We start from the raw sequence: 19,214 nt of genomic DNA, 5'->3' as shown, positions 1-19,214 counted from the left end.
GAAAAATTAAATATTAGATAGGCATTTTATAATATTCCTCATCTTCTCTGCTTTATCTGCTGTAAAATCAGAATCACGGCTGTAATTTACCAAAGAACCATTTTCTGATTTAGAATATTCTATGCTTATTTTTTTTATTGTTTTTGTTTTAAATAATTCGAGCTCTTTGTCTGTGCCTACACTTTCCCCTAAAAAAAGCGAGAAATTGCCCTCACAATTTAATTTGCCCATATGTGTCACGGTTATTTTTGTACCATCGGTAAATTCTACATTCATTGGGGCTTTAGTACCAACGCAAATAACTTCCCTGTCTGCCGGGCTAAAGTTTATCATAACTGCAGAAGACCCTTTTATTAAATCTATACTAAGGCCACCGGCACCATTAGCAACTACAACCTTTTCTTTGGCTGATGTCATATTTTGCCCCCGGATGTTTTCTGTTTTCAGCAATTCTGCGCAATCGGCATACATCCATGTGCCATCATTATTCAAAATTACTTTTTTTCCGTCATTTGTAGTAGCACTTGTTTGAGAAAAAGCAGCAGTATATGCAAATACAAGTGCTGCCAATAGAATTTTTTTCATTTTATAGATAATTGATTAGAATTACAAATATAAATACATTCCGCTAAATTAAAAATAAATAGTGCCTGAGTTTTTTAAGTCCGAATTTCTTAAGGTTAAAAGTGTTATGGCTTTTTGAGAGATATTTTTAATGGATAAATATTATTTTTAGAAGTTTATGAAGTACTTTTGCCACACTTTATCACAGATTTTTCTATGCCATGCATAAAATAATATCCTTTCTTTTCTCCACCCGTTTAATGGCCATGCTTTTTGTAGTTTTTGCTCTGGCAATGGGTATTGGTACTTTTATTGAAGATGCGTATAACACCGAAACAGCGCGTGTATTTATATACAACGCCTGGTGGTTTGAGGCCATTATGTTATTGTTTTTTGTCAACTTTTTTGGTAATATAAAACGCTACAAGCTGCATAAAAAAGAAAAATGGGCAACATTGTTACTTCACCTTTCTTTTATATTTATAATAATAGGGGCTTTTGTAACCCGCTATATTAGTTTTGAAGGCAGGATGCCCATACGGGAAGGGGCTACCGAAAGCCGTTTTTACTCGGATAAAAAATTTATAACCGTGTTTGTTGATGGCGAACACCAAGGGCAAATGCGACGTAAAGTATTTGAAAAACCATTGCTGTTTACCAGCAAAGAGGTTCCTTTTTTAGCCAGCAATTATTTTGATATTTCAGACAAATTCAGTGATATACCTTTTGATGTTGCGTTTAAGGATTATAAACAGGGAGCAACAGAAGTTATAAAAGAAAATGCAAATGGAGAACTATACCTTAAACTGGTAGAACAGTCTATGGGTACTCGCCATGATCATTTTTTAAAAGGGGGGAGTGTGCAGAGCATAAATAATATACTTTTTGCACTTAACCAGCCCACACCCGGGGCGGTAAACATATCGGTTAAAGGAGATGATTATACGATTTCAACCCCTTTTGAAGGTACGTTTATGCGCATGGCAGATCAACTTCAGGGTACTGTGGCAAAGGACAGTGTACAGCCATTAATGATGCGTTCGCTATACAGGGTGGGGGGTGCCATGTTTGTAATTCCTGACCCGGCTATAAAGGGCAAGATAGAATATGAGGCCGATAGTGATTTTAAAACTAAAAAAGATGCAGCATTAACGGTTACTGTAACCAATGAGGGCCAAAGTAAAGATGTTACCGTATTAGGGAATATGGGTAAAATGGGAGAACCTGTATCATTTAAACAGGGCAGCCTGGAGTATACATTATTTTATGGCAGCAAAGTATATGAACTGCCTTTTGCCATAAAGTTAAATGATTTTATTGCAGACAAATATCCGGGTACAGAAAAAAGCTATTCATCATTTAAAAGTAAAATAATGCTGATAGACGAACAGAACAATGTAAACCGGATGGATAGTATTTATATGAACCATATATTGGATTACCGTGGCTACCGCTTTTTTCAGTCGTCTTTTGATGATGACGAACAGGGCACAGTACTTTCGGTCAACCACGACCAGGCTGGAACCTGGCTTTCATACATAGGTTATTTTTTACTCTATACTGAATTATTAGCCATACTTTTTGATAAAAACTCCCGTTTTGGCGACCTTGTTCGTAAACTTAATAAAGTAAAGGCTAAAAAAGAATCGCTGAGCGTTATTTTATTATTCCTGTTTATCGGTATGGGTATGAATATGAATGCTCAGACTCAGACACAGCATAACCACCAAAAGCTATCGGAAAAACAACTTGACTCTATTATTCAAAAGTATAAGGTAAGTGAAGAGCACGCCGAAAAATTTGGGCATATCATTATACAGGATTTTGGCGGCAGGATGAAGCCTGCCAATACATTTTCATCAGAGCTTTTGAGAAAAGTAAGTAAAAGTGATACCTACAACGGCCTTAATGCCGACCAGGTGTTTTTGTCAATGGCTTTAATGGATCAGCTTTGGTATGATGTGCCAATATTGGATATGGAAAGGGGCAATGACAGTATTCGGGTAATAGCCGGCTTGTCTAAAGAGGCTAAATATGCCGCCATGTCTGATTTTTTTGATAGCAAGGGTAATTATAAACTGAACCCATACCTGAATGATGCATATAAGGCGGGTACGCCAAACAAGTTTCAAAAAGATTTTATAGATATAGATAAACGCCTTAATCTGCTAAACTGGGCATTGTCAGGGCAAATATTGCGCGTATTGCCTGTTCCCGGCGACGAAAACAATAAATGGGTAAGTTATCCTGAGGCTGTAACAGATAACATTAAAGGGCTTGATACTATCCGTAATGTGATACCGGCTTATTTTCAGTCGTTAGCCGAAGCTACACAGAGTAATAATTATACGCTACCCAATAGTTTTCTGGAAGGCTTATCAGCCTACCAGAAAAAATATGGGGGCGATATTATGCCCAGTGAAGACAAGGTAAATGCCGAAATATTATATAATAAATATGATATTTTTAAAAGGCTGTATTCATACTATGCACTGGCCGGTATTTTAATGATAGTTTTTGTTATTATTACCATATTTAATAACCGTAGCTGGATTAAAAAAGTAGTAAATATATTATATTTCTGTGTGTGGTTTTTATTTGTATTGCACACCCTCGGCCTTATTGCACGCTGGTATATATCTGGCCATGCACCGTGGAGTAATGCGTATGAATCGGTTATTTATGTAGCTTGGGCTACTACACTTTTTGGACTTATCCTGGGCAGAAAATCTATGCTTACAGTAGCCTCAACTGCTTTTGTGGCTTCAATTGTACTAATGGTGGCACAAGGCAACTGGACAGATCCTGAAATTGCCAACCTTGTACCGGTACTTAATTCCTATTGGCTGATGATTCACGTAGCGGTTATTGTAGCCAGTTATGGGCCATTTACTTTAGGCATGATATTAGGCCTGGTTGCTTTATTGCTGATGATTTTTACCAACAAGGATAACCGTTTAAAAATGGAGCTTAATATAAAGGAACTTACTTATATTAATGAAATGGCACTTACTGTTGGTTTGGTAATGCTAACCATTGGTAACTTTTTAGGCGGACAATGGGCTAATGAAAGCTGGGGCCGCTACTGGGGCTGGGATCCTAAAGAGACCTGGGCATTAACAAGTATAATGGTATATGCCTTTGTAATACATATGCGTTTGGTGCCCTCATTAAGGGGCACATGGATATATAACCTGGTTAGCGTTTTTGCTTATTTTTCTGTACTTATGACTTATTTTGGGGTAAACTTTTACCTTACCGGACTGCACTCTTATGCCAGCGGTGAGGTGCGTACCCCCATGCAGTTTTTTTATATGGCGTTTGGTGTAATAGTACTGGGTATAGCTGCTAACTTTAAATACCGTAAATACCTTAAAAAATAACTAGTTATTTTTACGTTTGCGATAAGGGCGTGATTGGGCATAGTGGTTTTGCAGTGTATTGATAAACTGTAGTATCACCCCAATGCCAATAACGATATAAAAAATGGTAAACAGTTTACCTGTATCGGTTTTAGGAGAGAGGTCGCCAAAACCTATTGTAGTAAGGGTAACTACCGAAAAGTAAAGCGCATCAATAAACCTCCAGCCCTCAATATAATGATAGGCAACTGTGCCAATTACTATTACAGTAACAGTAGTAAAAAGCAAGTCACGGTATTCTTCGTTTTTAAGAAAGCTGAGTATTGTCCTGAAAAAATGCATGATGGTTTAGGTTTTAAATAACCTTAAATATATGAAAATTGATAGGCTGATAGCTTTTTTTACGTAATTTTATATCAAATATTTAATCATGAAAAAAGTAGTATTTACAGTGTTTGCAGCCGTGGCGTTGCTAAGTTGCAAACAAAATGAAAGCACACCTGAATCTGCTGAAATTGCTGCAGCCGAAAAAACTATACCTATGACTAAAGAAAATATATACCAGTTTAAAGTACAGGATCTTTATGGCGATGAGTTTGATTTTGCATCGCTTAAAGGTAAAAAAGTGATTATAGTAAATACCGCTTCTAAATGTGGCCTTACCCCTCAATATAAAGATCTTGAGGCACTGTATGAACAGTATAAAGATAAAGGCTTGGTTATTGTAGGTTTCCCTGCCAATAATTTTGCCAGCCAGGAACCTGGAACCAATAAGGAAATTGCAGAGTTTTGCCAGCAAAACTATGGCGTATCTTTCCCTATGATGTCTAAAATATCTGTAAAAGGTGATGATATGGCACCTATTTATAAATTTTTGACACAAAAAAGCCATAATGGCCTTGAGGATAGCGAAGTGCAATGGAACTTTCAGAAATACCTGATTAACGAACAGGGAGAACTGGTAAAAGTAGTTGACCCTAAAACATTACCTACAGATCCGGTAATTGTTAACTGGGTTAAATCGTAAATGTCATTGCAGGTTACAACCTGCATTATTTTAATTTTTCAGAATGATCTATCCACAAATACCTTTAGCCCAAAGTATTATTGAACTTTGCAGGCTAAAAGGAGTTACTGATATTGTAATATCTCCGGGTTCGCGAAATGCACCGCTTACAATTGGTTTTGGCTCTAACCCTGCTTTTAATTGTTATAGTATTGCTGATGAGCGTTGTGCGGCTTTTTTTGCTATGGGCATGGCACAGCAATTACGCAAACCAGTAGCGGTAGTGTGTACTTCCGGTTCGGCTTTGCTTAATTATTACCCTGCCATTGCCGAGGCATTTTACAGCCAGATCCCGATTATTGTAATTTCTGCTGACAGGCCTCATGATAAAATTGATATTGGCGACGGACAAACCATCCGCCAGGAAAATGTGTATGCTAACCATATTTTATACAGCGCTAACCTTTTAGAAGATCCTTCTGAAGAAAATAATTTAGAAATAATTAAAGCTATTGATACAGCTACGTGGCAAAAAGGGCCTGTACATATTAATGCCCCATTTGAGGAACCGCTATATAATACAGTACCAACGCCCGGTATTGAAATAACTATAGCTGATGTTGCAAAAAACGAAATACCTTTTGAGTTAAACCCTGAATTTGCCGAAAAATGGAATAAAGCATCAAAAAAGTTAGTGCTGGTTGGAGTTGATTACCCCAATGAGATTGATGCGGCTGTTGTTGAAAAGCTTGCCGCAGACCCATCGGTAGTGGTAATGACAGAAACAACGAGCAACCTGCACCATGAAAATTTCCTGAACAGTATAGATGTTATAATAACATCTTTTACAGAAGAAGACTTTAGAAACTGGCAGCCCGATATACTGCTTACTTTTGGCGGCATGGTAGTTAGCAAACGGATTAAAGCCTGGTTGCGAAACTACAAACCTGCCGAACACTGGCATGTAGACCCTTTTAGGGCTTACGATACCTATGATGCCCTTACGGCCCATATTAAAACCACACAAAATAATTTTTTCACACAGCTGTTTTTAAAAACCAGTGTGAGGGAAAGTAATTATCAGCAAAATGCGTTGCGAATAAAAGAGCGCCGTAAGCAACAGCATGACAGCTACCTGGCAAGTGTGCCATTTTCTGATTTAAAAGTTTTTGAATTAATATTACCGGCATTACCACACGGTTCGCAATTGCAGGTAGGCAATAGTTCGGCAGTGCGCTATGCACAGCTTTTTGATATTAAGCCCTCTATTGAAGTGTTTTGCAACCGTGGTACCAGCGGCATAGATGGCTGTACCTCTACGGCAGTGGGGGCGGCATTTGCTTCAGGAAAACTTACAACACTCATCACGGGTGATGTGAGCTTTTTTTATGACAGCAATGGTTTGTGGAACAATTATATCCCTAAAAACTTTAAAGTTATACTTATTAATAATGGGGGCGGGGGTATCTTCCGGATTCTTCCGGGGCATAAAGAAACACCTCTTTTCAATAAGTATTTTGAAACAGAGCACAACCTTACCGCAGAGTACCTTGCTAAAACATTTGGATTTGGTTATTGTACCGCACATAATGAACATGAACTGAAAGCGCAGTTAGACACATTTTTTACTGATAATGTGCAACCGAAAATATTGGAAGTTTTTACCCCTATGAGGGAAAACGACCTTATACTGAAAGAATACTTTAAGCACTTGGTTTAATTATATTTTTCAATCAGTTTATCCCGTAATATAAAAATTGCTTTTTGTGCCTGTGGTGTGGCACTATTAGCTATTATTATGTATGCCCGGTTACGTTTTTTATCTATTAATGTATAGCAAAAAAATGTTCCCGCCGAGCCACTGTGCTCGCTAAGCTGCTCATTATTGTCAGTTGTATTTGCCCATCCTATTGCATATTTACTAAGCCCGTAATGAAGGTAGTTGTAAGTTTGCGACTTTAAAAAATTATCTTTACCCCTCAATCCCTCAAGGTTAAGCCTTATGAGCTGGGCATAATCGGTTATGGGCATAGATATGTCTCCTGCAGGTTCAATATAATTTAATTTATAAGGATGATCCGACGGCAGAGCCATTATGTTTCCGTCTTCTATCAGGTGGCCCCAGGGTTGTGAGAGATCTTTTTGATTAGGCCAGCCAATATAATAGCGTAGTTTCAGTTTTTGGTTAAGTATTTCGTCAACCAGTTCCTCCCAAGTTTTTCCTGATACCTTTTCCAGCATTAAAGCGGCAGCACTATATACTCCGTTTGAATAATCAAATAATTTATTGCTTTGTATGGGTTGCTGTTGTAAGAGGTATTTAACAAAAAGGCTGCGTTGTTGCGCTTTGCTTCCTGAAAATTCAGGAAGCAGGTTAAATTCTTCACCGCTGGTGTAAGGTTGTACTTTAGCCCTGTGTGATAATAGATCGGCTAATGTAATATTAGTGTATGCAGGGTTACTCTCCTTTTTCATTTCAGGAAAAAGGCTGTAAAATTTTGTATCCCATTTTATTTTATCCTTCTCAACAAGATAACCTGCAATTAACCCCGTAATAGCCTTTGTGTTTGATCCTAAATGGAAATAATCATCTATCGCTGCTTTTGTAGTATTGTTTTGTATATCAGATCTTTTATACCCTATGGTTTTTAATTCATAAATTGTATCTGATGAAACCACGGCATATGCCAGTTCGGGTATATCTGCTGCTTTACGCAAGCTGTCAGCATAGGTTTTTATATCCTGGGCTGTTGTGTGTAGTGAGATTATTAAAAGGCACAACCTTAAAAAAGTATTCATCCTAAAATTTTTTGTTAATATAACTAATTTCCCCTTAAGATTATTTTACTGCTACTGGTTTAATTATTGTATTTTTACCCCTTGCAATTTTGATAACTATGATTGAAACAGGACAACATAACACACTTACTGTAGCCCGCAGTACCACAGTAGGTTTATATCTTACAGATGGCGAAAATGATGTGCTTTTACCCACTAAATATGTGCCTGACGGATATAAGACCGGTGATGAAATTACTGTTTTTGTTTACCTTGACCAGGAGGAGCGTCCGGTGGCCACTACGCTTGAGCCATATATACGGTTGAACGATTTTGCCCTTTTACGGGTAAATTACATTAATAAGTTTGGAGCATTTATGGACTGGGGCTTAGAAAAGGATCTTTTTGTGCCCTATCGCGAGCAGGCGCGCCCTATGGAGCAGGGCAAATGGTATTTAATATATATGTATCTGGATGAACAATCAAATAGACTGGTGGGGTCCAGTAAATTTAGCCGTTTTCTGGATAATGAAAACCTCACTGTTACAGAGGGGGATGAAGTAGAAGTTATTGTTTCCCGCTTTACCGAACTTGGTATAAATGTTATTATCAATGGTAAGCATGAAGGTCTGGTTTATAAAAATAAAGTTTTTGACGACCCCAGGCTCGGCGAGCGATTGACAGGGTACATTAAGGCTATTCGTCCGGATAATAAGATTGATGTTACCCTACAAAAACCGGGTGTTGAAGCCATAGAGCCTAATGCTGAAAGGATATTGGAAGAATTAAAGGCAAGCCGCGGATTTTTACGCCTTAATGACAACAGCCACCCTGAAGATATTAAAACAGTACTGAAAATGAGTAAGAAAGCGTTTAAGAAAGCTATTGGTTCATTATACAAACAAAGGCTGATAGAAATTAAAGAAGAAGGTATTTACCTTGTAGAGTAATGAACAAATTAGTTTTGTATTGTTTTTGAAAATAAATTGATGCTCATAAAATCTGAATGATTTATCTGACAGCTCGGAACAAATAAGCCCTGACATAACTAGCATTTATACAGTCTTTCTCTTCAGTATGATAAAGATCAACTGAGCTTTTAATAATAACTTGGTCTAAGTTTCCCCAATAGGGCAAGAGTTAAGATTGTATAGATATTATTTCCACCAAATATCCAATTCGTCTTTTTTCGCTTTTTCATCACCGTAAAGCCATGCTTGCTGGTATTGGCTCCAGCCTTTGTCGTAATATTTTTCACTTGGCGAAAACTCCCCAGCACCTATGTCAAAGTCTTCGTTAGGAATAGGTATACGGTAATCTGCCCAGTTGCATTTTTTTGCATTGCCGGTCGCATAACTCTCCCATACTCCAATATAGGCATTGTTTAAATATCCATCTGCAACAGATTGTATATCATTATATTTTAATATATTGGTTTTATCAATATGCCATTTAGTATAGAGTGTGCCCTTAAAAATGCCGCTATTCTTTTGGCTTGTATTTTCCTTAAAATTGTATTCTGCTACCAAAAGCCCCTGTGTTTTTATGCCTGTACCATAGCAGATACTATCAACGCCGTAATTCAGACTTTTTGTTTCGTAAATATCTCTTATAATAATTTCACCGCTAAAATTGCAAATTACACCTTTAACTTTTGATTTTCCGGTAACAGTATATTTCTTATGATTTTCGTTGTTTTTAGAAACTGAGACCAGTTTTATCTGTAAACGCTGGTTATCATTACCAATAACACCTAATATATTATGGTTCTCAGTTTTAAGCCAAATCGAAGAGAAATCGTAATGGGAATATTCATCAACTTTATTCTCAGGCTTTAAAAGTTCTTCAAGCAAAAACCGGTTAAGAAACTCTTTATCATCCTGCGCATAAGAAGCACAAAAAGTCAGAAGGCAAAGCAAGTAAATATTTTTCATTATTGGTTATATCGGTATAGGTAAATATAACAATTTACTTAATAGGATAATCACCAAATTTTGTACTTAGCTTATATATTTTATAAGGCTTATAAGAAAATTTATTGCTGAGTGCTATAAGTGTAACCGTATCTTTTTTTAGGGTAACGTATGATGTAGTGTTGCCGTGCCACCAGCCATTATGGTAAAATAGTTTTTTACCATTTTTCCACTCGTGCATGCGTATGCCCAAGCCATAGTTCTTTTCGCCACGGTGTTCATAACTATATCCCTGAAAAACCTGCTTCACAAGATCCGGATTTAGAAAATGGTCGGAGTATGTGGCAAGGTCAAACTTCAGCAGGTCGCGTGGCGTAGAATATATATTTTTATCACCATATATATTATCCAGAAAATCAAATTTAAAAATTGACTTATCTCCTTTGTAAGAACGGGTTACATTGTCTTTGTCTTTATTGTAATCAAAAACAAAAGTATCATTCATGCCCAGTGGCTCAAAAATAATTTTTTTCATCGCCGTGGGGTAATCCATATAAGTCAGTTTTTCAATAACCAGCGCCAGTATAGCATAATTGGTATTGCAGTAGCTAAATTTTTTATCAGGCTTAAAATACAGGTCAAATTTATGTTTAACCATTAAATCCAGCACATCCTGGTTAGTCATCATTTTTGTGCGGTCCCATATTTCGTCATGGTCGCTAAAATAAGCATAATTGGGTAGGCCACTGCGGTGGTTCAACAGCATTTTTATGGTAATATCCTCATAAGGGAAATTGGTAAGTATTGTGTTAACCTTTTGGTCCAGTTCCAATTTGCCACGGTCAATTAACTTTAATATTACAGAGGCAGTGAGTACTTTACTAACCGATGCCAGGTTTATGGCCGTATGTTCATTAATTTTGGTTTTAGTTTTAAAATCGGCATAACCGGTATAGCTCTCATATAATACCTGCCCGTTTTTGGCTACTAAAAATCCACCATTAAGGGTTTGCTTAGGCCATAAGTCATTATAAAAATCTTTAATTTCAGTAGTAAGGGAGTCTTTATATGATTTTGAGAGCGGTTTTAATTTAATGTCTAAAGGGGTTATGTGAGGAATGGTATCTATAACTTTTGCAGGTGCAACTTGTGCATGAGCCATTAATTTTTCTTCTTTCTTGCAGGAAATTAAGAGAAATCCTGTGATAAATAACCAGCAAACGTATTTTAAAATCTTCATTCTATAGGCATATAAAACGCAAATATAACCAAACACTAAGTTAATAATGGTAATATATATTGGGGTTTAACATTTATAACACTACTAATTTGCCTAAAATATGCATAATATTTTGAATAGCAGCCATTTTTGTTTTTGATGCTATAATTTAAAGGCAGAAAAGGCAAAAAGGCTTATTTTTACGCTTAAATAATTTAATTTTTGAGATGGATACAATTAACTGGACCACTGTAAAGCAGTACGAAGATATAACCTATAAAAAATGTAACGGTGTTGCCCGGATAGCTTTTAACAGGCCTGATGTGCGCAATGCCTTTCGCCCGAAAACCACATCAGAGCTTTATGATGCTTTTTTAGATGCCCGCGAAGATACTTCTATTGGTGTTGTATTGCTTTCGGCAGAAGGGCCCTCAAGTAAAGACGGTGTGTATTCTTTTTGCAGCGGCGGCGACCAAAAAGCCCGCGGACAGCAGGGGTATGTTGGTGAAGACGGATATCACAGGCTTAATATACTTGAAGTGCAGCGCCTTATCCGTTTTATGCCAAAAGTAGTTATTGCCGTAGTACCCGGTTGGGCAGTAGGGGGTGGGCACAGCCTGCATGTGGTGTGCGACCTTACCCTTGCCAGTAAAGAACATGCGATTTTTAAACAAACCGATGCCGATGTTACCAGTTTTGACGGAGGGTACGGGTCGGCTTATCTGGCAAAGATGGTGGGACAAAAGCGTGCACGGGAAATTTTCTTTTTAGGCCGTAATTATTCTGCACAGGATGCCTATGAGATGGGTATGGTAAATGCGGTAATACAACATGATGAGCTTGAAGATACTGCCTACCAATGGGCGCAGGAAATACTCGATAAATCGCCGACATCTATAAAAATGCTAAAGTTTGCTTTTAACCTTACTGATGATGGAATGGTAGGGCAACAGGTATTTGCGGGCGAAGCTACACGCCTTACTTATATGACCGAAGAAGCCAAAGAAGGCCGGGATGCTTTTCTCGAAAAAAGAAAACCTAACTTTAGAGATATTAAATGGATACCATAATTTTTATTTCGGGTTTCAATTTTAAGGCTATACTTGCAACTTGAACCCGAAACCTGAAACTTTAAAATGGAAAACTTCAGCAATGAGACTATAGATACGTTAAACCTGCCCCGGTATGAAGATGTCGCACTCACGCCATTACATTTTTCTTATCTCAGGATAATTTATATCAATATAGCCTTTTGGTTTGTTATAATAGATATTGCAGCAGCAGCGGCATTTTATTTTATTGAAGAAATAAGGCTATATTGGCTGCCTGTTACTCTAAGTTACCTGGTTATAATGCTGATTGTTTTACTAGTTCAGGTTATTAGTTTTAAAAATAAAGGCTTTGCATTTCGTACCCATGACGTTATTTACCAAAGTGGCGCCATAGCCATTACAAATACGGTAATTCCATATACACGCATACAGCATGTGGCACAGCATGAGGGGCTTTTATCACGGTGGTTTGGGCTGGCAACGGTAGAAATTTATACTGCCGGTGGGGTTGGAGGCGATATTAAAATACCCGGGCTTGAAAAACAACATGCTACTGCGATCAAAAAATTACTAACCGGCAAGGTTGAACAAAAGGCCGAGGAAGTTACCGAAAAATCTACCGGAGAGGAAATTATTGAAATAAACCCTGACAAAGGCTATGCAGAGTGATTTTAGTAAACCACAACGGCAGTCTTTATTGGGTATTTTTATACTTTTTGCTGATTCTCTGCAAAGCAGTATAAGGGCGCTTTTTCCTATATTGATTATTTCGCTTTTTAACGACAAAAACAAAACCTATTACTTAATACTTGGGGCTGTTGTGCTTTTGTTGGCGCTTATAGTAGGGTATTTGCGTTATCGTAATTTTACTTTTTTTGTAGATGAGGATAATGAAGAGTTTGTAGTACATAAAGGCATTTTAAGCAAAACCCGTATTGCAATACCACTAAATAAAATACAGCAGGTAAACCTTAACCAAAGCCTGTTGCAGCGCATTCTTAGTGTGCATGCGCTTGAAATTGATACAGCAGGAAGCGCAAAAACCGAAGTTACCATAAAAGCCATAACCCAAAAATATGCGCTTGTACTTAAAGAGCGCCTGCTGGAGGAAGGTTTTACTCCCCATTATGAAGAAGCTGATTATGCAGACAGGGTAGAGCATGAGCAAAAAAAACAAAGGCCTTTTATACGGGTAAGCCCGGTAAGCCTTTTAAAAACCGGTATAACTAGTAACTATGTACGCAGTTTTGGGTTATTGCTTGCCTTTTTTATATCTACCTCACAGTATGTTGATGATTACCTTACTTATTCTGATACTGATGCTGCTTTTATAAACGAATATTTTAACAAGGTCTTTTTACTGCGCTTTATATTTTCTATCATTTTTGTTATACTGGTGCTTACGCTTTTGGTTAACCTGGTGCGTACGATGGTGCGTTATTATAACTTTACGGTTACAAAGCAACACAATGCCCTGTTGCTTTCTCATGGGCTCATCGCTACCCGTAACACCATTATACGGCCGGAAAAAGTACAGATAGTGAGCGTAGGGCGGAATTTTTTTCAGAAAAAGTTTAATATAAACGATATAAAAATACGCCAGGCAGCCGATTTGGAGCAAAGCCGTGAACGCAGAAAGATGGCAATGGAAATTCCTGGTGTAAATGAGCAGGAAAAAAATATACTGATGCAGTTTTTACTGGAAAAAATGCCCGAGAGGGGCTTTACTGTGGTGCCTAATATAAGAAAGGTTATATTAAATATTTTCAGGTTGATAATTATTCCGGTAGCTCTATTTTATGCTTATACCAGGCTCGTTACCGATGTTGCGCCATTTCTAATACTCATTCCTTTTTATGTTGTGTTTATAGGCATACTTATATATTTTGGTTTTCGTCATAACCGATTATTTATATCGCCTGATTTTATCATTATGCAACACGGTGCCTGGGATGTAGAAAATGATTTTATAGCCCCTCACAAAATACAAGCCATTAAGCTCACGCAATATTTCTGGCAAAAAAGCAGTAATGTAGGTACTGTAAAAATATATACTGCCGGGGGGAATGTTAATTTTGGATTGGCTAATTTTACACAGCTTAAAAAGCTTACAAATTTCTGGCTCTATCAGGTAGAAACAACGGATAAAAACTGGATGTAATTTTTTCCGTGATGTATAACTTTGTTGAGCCGATAATTTAGAATTTAGTACTCAGATTTAAAATAATTACAAGATGTCTAATGCAAAAGCATGGTTGGAAGCTGCACGTTTACGCACTTTGCCGCTATCAGTTTCCGGGATTTTAGTAGGTAGTTTTTATGCCTTTTCTCAGGGGTATATTAATTGGGGCATACTTTCACTGGCATTGGTAACCACTTTGGGATTACAGGTATTGTCAAATTTTGCGAACGATTATGGCGATGGTGTTAAAGGTACAGATAATGAGCACCGGATAGGTCCGCAGCGCGCCATACAAAAAGGCGCCATTACTATTGCTGCCATGAGAAAGGGCATTATAATAACATCGGTCCTTACCCTAATTGCTGCAGTAATACTGATATATCTTTCATTTGGGCGTGAAAATTTTGGTTATTCAGTGCTGTTCTTTTTATTAGGTTTGGCAGCTATTGGGGCAGCTATTAAATATACCGTGGGGAGTAATGCTTATGGCTACCGTGGGTTGGGCGACCTGTTTGTATTTATCTTTTTTGGGCTGCTAAGTGTTATTGGCTGCTATTTTCTTTTTACCAAACAGCTAGACCGCCTTGTAATACTACCTGCTGCTGCTATAGGGCTACTAAGTGTAGCTGTGCTTAACCTTAACAACATGAGGGACCAGGTGAGCGATGCTATGAGTGGTAAAAATACACTTGTAGTAAAATTAGGGGCAAAAGCGGCCAAGATATATCATTTTACAGTTATTATACTTGCTTTATGCCTTACGCTTACTTTTGCAGTGTTGAGCCGGTTTGAGGCTGTACAATATTTATTTTTACTTGCGTACATACCGTTTATAATGCACCTGAAAACAGTTGCTAATAATACAATACCACGCGAACTGGACCCAGAACTTAAAAAGGTAGCATTAAGCACATTTTTACTTTCGGTACTGCTTTGTATTTCATTTCAATTATAACAATAAATAAACAACTTTAAATAACTATATATCATGAAAATAACATATTTAGGGCATGCCAGCCTTGCTATTGAAACCGGTGGTAAGTATATTATTGTAGACCCGTATATATCAGCCAATGAACTGGCAAAAAATATTGATATAATGCAGCTTAAAGCGGATTATATTTTAGTGACACATGCACATGGTGACCATATACTGGATGTTGAAACTATAGCTAAGAATACTGACGCTACTATTGTTTCTAACGCTGAAATCGCCACGTACTATACCAATAAAGGCTTTAAAGCCCACCCGATGAACCACGGCGGTGCATGGAATTTTGATTTTGGTACGGTGCGCTATGTAAATGCCATACACTCAAGCTCATTTCCTGATGGCACCTATGGCGGCAACCAGGGTGGGTTTGTAATTGAAGGAGAACATAAAAACATTTATATAGCAGGCGATACCGCGCTTACTTATGATATGAAACTGATTCCCCTGCGAACTAAGCTCGACCTTGCTATATTGCCTATTGGAAGTAATTTTACTATGGATGTTGAAGATGCGGTTATAGCTTCGGATTTTGTGGAATGTGATAAAGTTTTAGGGTATCACTTTGATACTTTTGGATATATTAAAATTGACCACGAGGCTGCTAAAAGAACTTTTTATGATAAAGGTAAAGATTTGATGCTGCTGGATATTGGCGGATCTATTGAGCTTTAAAATAATGAAAGCTTTTTATAAGAAATACATATTAGACTTCAAGCGGCCAAGCGGTACTTCAAGGGGTGTGATGACCCAAAAGGAAACCTGGTTTTTGATTATAGAGGATAACGGTAAAACCGGCATAGGGGAGTGTGGTATTCTGCGAGGCCTTAGCGCTGATGACCGTTCTGATTATGAAGAAAAACTTCAATGGGTTTGCGATCACATTCATTTAGGAGAGCAATCTCTTTGGGACCATCTTAAAGAATTCCCGTCTATACAGTTTGGGGTAGAAACTGCTTTTGCCTCGCTGCGTGCCAAAACCCCTTTTGTACCCTTTCCTTCAGAGTTTACTTCCGGAGCAGAAAATATACCTATAAACGGTTTGATATGGATGGGGGATAAGGCTTGTATGAAAGCGCAGATTGAAGAAAAATTACAGCAGGGCTTTAACTGTATTAAACTTAAAATTGGGGCAATTGATTTTGATTATGAGCTGGATTTGTTACACTTTTTGAGACAAAATTACACACCTGATGTGATAGAGATTCGGGTAGATGCCAATGGTGCTTTCATTGTAACTGAAGCTTTAAGTAAATTAAATAAACTATCTGAATTTAAAATACATAGTATTGAACAGCCTATTAAAAAAGGTCAAGCTGACACGATGGCAGATCTGTGTAATATTACACCTTTGCCTATTGCGTTGGATGAAGAACTTATAGGGGTGTTTGACTATGAAGATAAAGAGGTATTATTGCAAAAAATAAAGCCGCAATACATCATTTTAAAACCGAGCCTTGTGGGTGGTTTTAGGGGATGCATGGAATGGATTGGACTGGCTGAAAAAATGAATATAGGCTGGTGGATTACTTCGGCATTAGAAAGCAACATTGGGCTAAATGCCATTGCACAATGGACCTATTTGCAAGGTAACCCTATGCCACAAGGATTAGGTACCGGCACACTTTATACTAATAATTTTGAAAGCCCGCTTGAGGTTACAAACGGGCAGTTGCATTATAATCCAGATATTGCGTGGCAGGTAGCTTTATAGATTATGCCTCGGCAGCCCTGTAAGTAATTATAGGGGCAAGGCAGCTATCGGGTATATTAAAAGCTTCTACAAGCGGCACCGCATCCTGGCGTATTTCCCAGCAGAGCTGGCTTACCATTTTGCGTATAGCTTTGCTTTTTACGCCCTCAATATAACCCTGCTCTAAGTACCATGCTTTATTTTCTTCCAGTTTGTGCAGTGCAAACAGCTGGTACAGTTTTTCTAAAACAGTGTGTAATTCTTTATTCTTGGTAACCTCCAGTTGTTTTTGAAATTGCTCTAATATCACCCTGTCCAGATAGGCCCCGGCTATATTAAGCATGTGCGGGTGCATTATGTTTGCAGCATCAAATGTATCAAGGCCTTCATCAACCAGCCTTTTAAAACGCCTTGCAGCAGAACTTACAATTTCTTTTTCACGGTATTCAAAAGCCTGGTGGTGAAAGTTAGGGTCTTTAAGGTGTGCTTCGTCTGTATTACGGGTTGTAAACGGGTTTTTTTCGGTAATAGATGTTTTGGCTGTATCTACCACATAGCTGAAAATAGTGGAAAAGTTCATTTCCCCAAACTGCTTACGGAATTTGCCTAAACGGTTTTTAGCTACAAGCTGCATTAGTACGGTGTTATCACCTTCAAATGTAGTATATATTTCCGTGTCGTTTTTTAAGGCGCCAATACGGTTTTCGGTAAAATATCCTTTACCGCCACAGGCTTCGCGGCATTCCTGTAATGTATCGCGTGTATTCCAGGTAGAATAAGCTTTCATACCGGCTGCAAGGGCCTCAATTTCCTGCATGTCGTCTTCGGTACGGTGCAAAAAGCGCTGTGTTAAGTATTGCAGCCCAAATTGCAGGGCATAGGCATTGGCCAGATAGGGCATAAGCCTGCGCTGGTGCATACGGTAGTTTAATATAGGCACCTCCGGGGCGCCCTCAGGGCCAAACTGCTGGCGCTGGTCGCCATACTTTATAGCAATGGACAGCCCGGTTTTTGCGGCTGCCAATGCAGAGCGAGGTATGCCTATACGGCCTCCAACCAATGTGCCCAGCATGGTAAAAAAGCGGCGGTTATCGCTCGGTATTGGGCTTTCAAATTTGCCCTCTTTATTTATAGAGGCAAAACGGTCCAGCATATTATCATATGGCACTATTACATTATCAAAATATATAATGCCGTTATCTACCCCATTAAGTCCCATTTTATGGCCGCAGTCTTCCAGGGTAATGCCTTGCAGGGTTTCTTTGTTTTTATTGCGTATAGGTACTATAAAAGTGTTTACGCCATAATCTTTACCATCAATAATAAGTTTGGCAAACACAGTAGCCATTTCACCGTGGTTGGCAGCATTGCCAATATATTCTTTACGGGCATACCTTTCCGGCGTATTAATTATAAATGTTCTGTCGGCATGATTATAGGTAGCCGTGGTTTCAATACCTTTTACATTAGAGCCATGATGGGTCTCTGTCATGGCAAAACAACCGGGCAAATCAAGTGTGCCAACATCTTTAAGGTATTTTTTATAATGTTTTTCGGTACCCAGAGAGAGTATACTCATACCCCAAAGGCCAAACTGCACCCCAAATTTTATAACCAGGCTAAGGTCATGGTAACTCAGGGTTTCCATAATTGTAAAATATCCTTCAATATCATTTTTGCCCCCTTGCGCTACCGGATAAGCATAAGATCCATACCCTTTCTCGGCCAATAGTTTACACCACTGCAATACCTTTTCACGGTATTCCAATGTATTTGTAGGTATATCTAGTGTAAATTCGGGGGTACTAATAATGTTTTTAATATTATTTATTATCCCGGCCTGGCTGCCGTCAAGCAGGGCGGCTAATTGTTTTACATCAAATCGTTGCAGGGTTTTATAGGCATTGGTTACGGTATCACGCTTTTCGCGAAAAGACGCCATATATTCTGCCCCTATAATGCCGAATTTATTTTCAAGTTCCAGAAGTGCCGGTGTAATTATTTCTGTTTCACTTTTGGTAAAACCTGCCTGAAGCGTTTCAGCTATCCATAACCCTAAACCGGCTATATTATTTATGCTTTTATTTTGTTGTAGTGCGGTGCTGATTTTTTCTTTCCATTCCAGTAATTCAAAACGGGAAGGGGGCATGCTGCTATCCGCTTTATCCTTCAGGAAGTTTTTTTCATCATCAGCCAGCCAGGCAGCATGTTCAATGGAATTATTTAATATGGTGTATTCTTTTGGTGTTAGCCTGTCATCCTGCCAGGCAAGATATAGTACAGGTATAAAAATATTTAGTTTGGGGCGGGTATTAAAATTTATATCCATGTAAAAGAAATTGTTTGAACATAAATTTAAAAATTAAGTATGTAAACTTGCTAAAGAAAGTGTTAAGAATAATATAGTGGTAATTGATTTGTTTACAGTTATATAACGCAGTTTTAATTTTTAAA

Annotated in this window: 16 protein-coding genes; 10 read left to right on the top strand and 6 right to left on the bottom strand. The window is 38.1% G+C overall.

The features are described 5' to 3' along the window. Positions 1-6: 6 nt before the first annotated feature. Positions 7-585 (bottom strand): hypothetical protein, encoded by a 579-nt coding sequence (locus ABS766_RS03120; RefSeq protein ID WP_408083655.1) that lies wholly within the window; start codon positions 583-585, stop codon positions 7-9. Between the two features lie 200 nt (positions 586-785). Between ABS766_RS03120 and ccsA the strand changes: the two genes are divergently transcribed. Beyond that, complete coding sequence (gene ccsA / locus ABS766_RS03115; protein WP_408083654.1) at positions 786-3,947, top strand: cytochrome c biogenesis protein CcsA; 3,162 nt, start codon at positions 786-788, stop codon at positions 3,945-3,947. Here the strand turns inward: ccsA and ABS766_RS03110 are convergent, their stop codons facing one another. Further along, complete coding sequence (locus ABS766_RS03110) at positions 3,948-4,268, bottom strand: potassium channel family protein (protein WP_408083653.1); 321 nt, start codon at positions 4,266-4,268, stop codon at positions 3,948-3,950. Between the two features lie 88 nt (positions 4,269-4,356). Here ABS766_RS03110 and ABS766_RS03105 point away from each other — a divergent pair, with 88 nt between their 5' ends. Then, positions 4,357-4,953, top strand: a complete 597-nt coding sequence (locus tag ABS766_RS03105; RefSeq protein WP_408083652.1) for a glutathione peroxidase — start codon at positions 4,357-4,359, stop codon at positions 4,951-4,953. Positions 4,954-4,996: 43 nt separating this feature from the next. Further along, complete coding sequence (gene menD, locus ABS766_RS03100) at positions 4,997-6,652, top strand: 2-succinyl-5-enolpyruvyl-6-hydroxy-3-cyclohexene-1-carboxylic-acid synthase (RefSeq protein ID WP_408083651.1); 1,656 nt, start codon at positions 4,997-4,999, stop codon at positions 6,650-6,652. Here the strand turns inward: menD and ABS766_RS03095 are convergent. Continuing rightward, the gene (locus tag ABS766_RS03095; RefSeq protein ID WP_408083650.1) at positions 6,649-7,731 is read right to left on the bottom strand and encodes a serine hydrolase domain-containing protein; all 1,083 of its coding nucleotides are present in this window, start codon (positions 7,729-7,731) and stop codon (positions 6,649-6,651) included. The two genes, menD and ABS766_RS03095, sit on opposite strands and share 4 nt — an antisense overlap. A 98-nt stretch (positions 7,732-7,829) precedes the next feature. Between ABS766_RS03095 and ABS766_RS03090 the strand changes: the two genes are divergently transcribed. Further along, positions 7,830-8,660, top strand: coding sequence for a CvfB family protein (locus ABS766_RS03090; protein ID WP_408083649.1), 831 nt, complete (start codon positions 7,830-7,832; stop codon positions 8,658-8,660). Positions 8,661-8,867: 207 nt separating this feature from the next. On the opposite strand, the gene ABS766_RS03085 is transcribed toward ABS766_RS03090, so the two are convergent. Beyond that, the gene (locus ABS766_RS03085) at positions 8,868-9,644 is read right to left on the bottom strand and encodes a hypothetical protein (protein ID WP_408083648.1); all 777 of its coding nucleotides are present in this window, start codon (positions 9,642-9,644) and stop codon (positions 8,868-8,870) included. Positions 9,645-9,678: 34 nt separating this feature from the next. Then, positions 9,679-10,785: a serine hydrolase domain-containing protein gene (locus ABS766_RS03080; protein WP_408083647.1), complete on the bottom strand. Its 1,107-nt coding sequence runs from the start codon at positions 10,783-10,785 to the stop codon at positions 9,679-9,681. Positions 10,786-11,069: 284 nt separating this feature from the next. On the opposite strand from ABS766_RS03080, the gene ABS766_RS03075 reads away from it, so the two are divergent. From ABS766_RS03075 to ABS766_RS03050, 6 genes are all read left to right on the top strand, one after another. Continuing rightward, positions 11,070-11,912, top strand: coding sequence for a 1,4-dihydroxy-2-naphthoyl-CoA synthase (locus tag ABS766_RS03075; protein ID WP_408083645.1), 843 nt, complete (start codon positions 11,070-11,072; stop codon positions 11,910-11,912). A gap of 66 nt (positions 11,913-11,978) precedes the next feature. Beyond that, positions 11,979-12,563: a PH domain-containing protein gene (locus ABS766_RS03070; protein WP_408083644.1), complete on the top strand. Its 585-nt coding sequence runs from the start codon at positions 11,979-11,981 to the stop codon at positions 12,561-12,563. After that, positions 12,553-14,055 (top strand): PH domain-containing protein, encoded by a 1,503-nt coding sequence (locus ABS766_RS03065; protein WP_408083643.1) that lies wholly within the window; start codon positions 12,553-12,555, stop codon positions 14,053-14,055. Before ABS766_RS03070 ends, ABS766_RS03065 begins: the two co-directional genes overlap by 11 nt. A gap of 73 nt (positions 14,056-14,128) precedes the next feature. Next, positions 14,129-15,031 (top strand): 1,4-dihydroxy-2-naphthoate polyprenyltransferase, encoded by a 903-nt coding sequence (locus ABS766_RS03060; RefSeq protein WP_408083642.1) that lies wholly within the window; start codon positions 14,129-14,131, stop codon positions 15,029-15,031. A gap of 33 nt (positions 15,032-15,064) precedes the next feature. Next, the gene (locus tag ABS766_RS03055; protein WP_408083641.1) at positions 15,065-15,742 is read left to right on the top strand and encodes a metal-dependent hydrolase; all 678 of its coding nucleotides are present in this window, start codon (positions 15,065-15,067) and stop codon (positions 15,740-15,742) included. A 4-nt stretch (positions 15,743-15,746) separates the two neighbouring features. After that, positions 15,747-16,781, top strand: coding sequence for an o-succinylbenzoate synthase (locus ABS766_RS03050; protein WP_408083640.1), 1,035 nt, complete (start codon positions 15,747-15,749; stop codon positions 16,779-16,781). A gap of 1 nt (position 16,782) precedes the next feature. On the opposite strand, the gene ABS766_RS03045 is transcribed toward ABS766_RS03050, so the two are convergent. Continuing rightward, positions 16,783-19,089, bottom strand: coding sequence for an acyl-CoA dehydrogenase family protein (locus tag ABS766_RS03045; RefSeq protein ID WP_408083639.1), 2,307 nt, complete (start codon positions 19,087-19,089; stop codon positions 16,783-16,785). Between the last annotated feature and the right edge of the window lie 125 nt (positions 19,090-19,214).

Source organism: Flavobacterium rhizosphaerae, from assembly GCF_046000445.1.
In the GTDB taxonomy this organism is placed as follows: Bacteria; Bacteroidota; Bacteroidia; order Flavobacteriales; family Flavobacteriaceae; genus Flavobacterium; species Flavobacterium rhizosphaerae.
Note: the sequence above shows the minus strand (reverse complement) of the source record. Positions and strands in the feature narration are given on the sequence as shown.

What these genes read in the sequence shown, in the direction of transcription:
- ABS766_RS03120 (WP_408083655.1), bottom strand. Translation starts at nt 585, where the DNA reads ATGAAAAAAATTCTATTGGCAGCACTTGTATTTGCATATACTGCTGCT.
- ccsA (WP_408083654.1), top strand. Translation starts at nt 786, where the DNA reads ATGCATAAAATAATATCCTTTCTTTTCTCCACCCGTTTAATGGCCATG.
- ABS766_RS03110 (WP_408083653.1), bottom strand. Translation starts at nt 4,268, where the DNA reads ATGCATTTTTTCAGGACAATACTCAGCTTTCTTAAAAACGAAGAATAC.
- ABS766_RS03105 (WP_408083652.1), top strand. Translation starts at nt 4,357, where the DNA reads ATGAAAAAAGTAGTATTTACAGTGTTTGCAGCCGTGGCGTTGCTAAGT.
- menD (WP_408083651.1), top strand. Translation starts at nt 4,997, where the DNA reads ATGATCTATCCACAAATACCTTTAGCCCAAAGTATTATTGAACTTTGC.
- ABS766_RS03095 (WP_408083650.1), bottom strand. Translation starts at nt 7,731, where the DNA reads ATGAATACTTTTTTAAGGTTGTGCCTTTTAATAATCTCACTACACACA.
- ABS766_RS03090 (WP_408083649.1), top strand. Translation starts at nt 7,830, where the DNA reads ATGATTGAAACAGGACAACATAACACACTTACTGTAGCCCGCAGTACC.
- ABS766_RS03085 (WP_408083648.1), bottom strand. Translation starts at nt 9,644, where the DNA reads ATGAAAAATATTTACTTGCTTTGCCTTCTGACTTTTTGTGCTTCTTAT.
- ABS766_RS03080 (WP_408083647.1), bottom strand. Translation starts at nt 10,785, where the DNA reads ATGGCTCATGCACAAGTTGCACCTGCAAAAGTTATAGATACCATTCCT.
- ABS766_RS03075 (WP_408083645.1), top strand. Translation starts at nt 11,070, where the DNA reads ATGGATACAATTAACTGGACCACTGTAAAGCAGTACGAAGATATAACC.
- ABS766_RS03070 (WP_408083644.1), top strand. Translation starts at nt 11,979, where the DNA reads ATGGAAAACTTCAGCAATGAGACTATAGATACGTTAAACCTGCCCCGG.
- ABS766_RS03065 (WP_408083643.1), top strand. Translation starts at nt 12,553, where the DNA reads ATGCAGAGTGATTTTAGTAAACCACAACGGCAGTCTTTATTGGGTATT.
- ABS766_RS03060 (WP_408083642.1), top strand. Translation starts at nt 14,129, where the DNA reads ATGTCTAATGCAAAAGCATGGTTGGAAGCTGCACGTTTACGCACTTTG.
- ABS766_RS03055 (WP_408083641.1), top strand. Translation starts at nt 15,065, where the DNA reads ATGAAAATAACATATTTAGGGCATGCCAGCCTTGCTATTGAAACCGGT.
- ABS766_RS03050 (WP_408083640.1), top strand. Translation starts at nt 15,747, where the DNA reads ATGAAAGCTTTTTATAAGAAATACATATTAGACTTCAAGCGGCCAAGC.
- ABS766_RS03045 (WP_408083639.1), bottom strand. Translation starts at nt 19,089, where the DNA reads ATGGATATAAATTTTAATACCCGCCCCAAACTAAATATTTTTATACCT.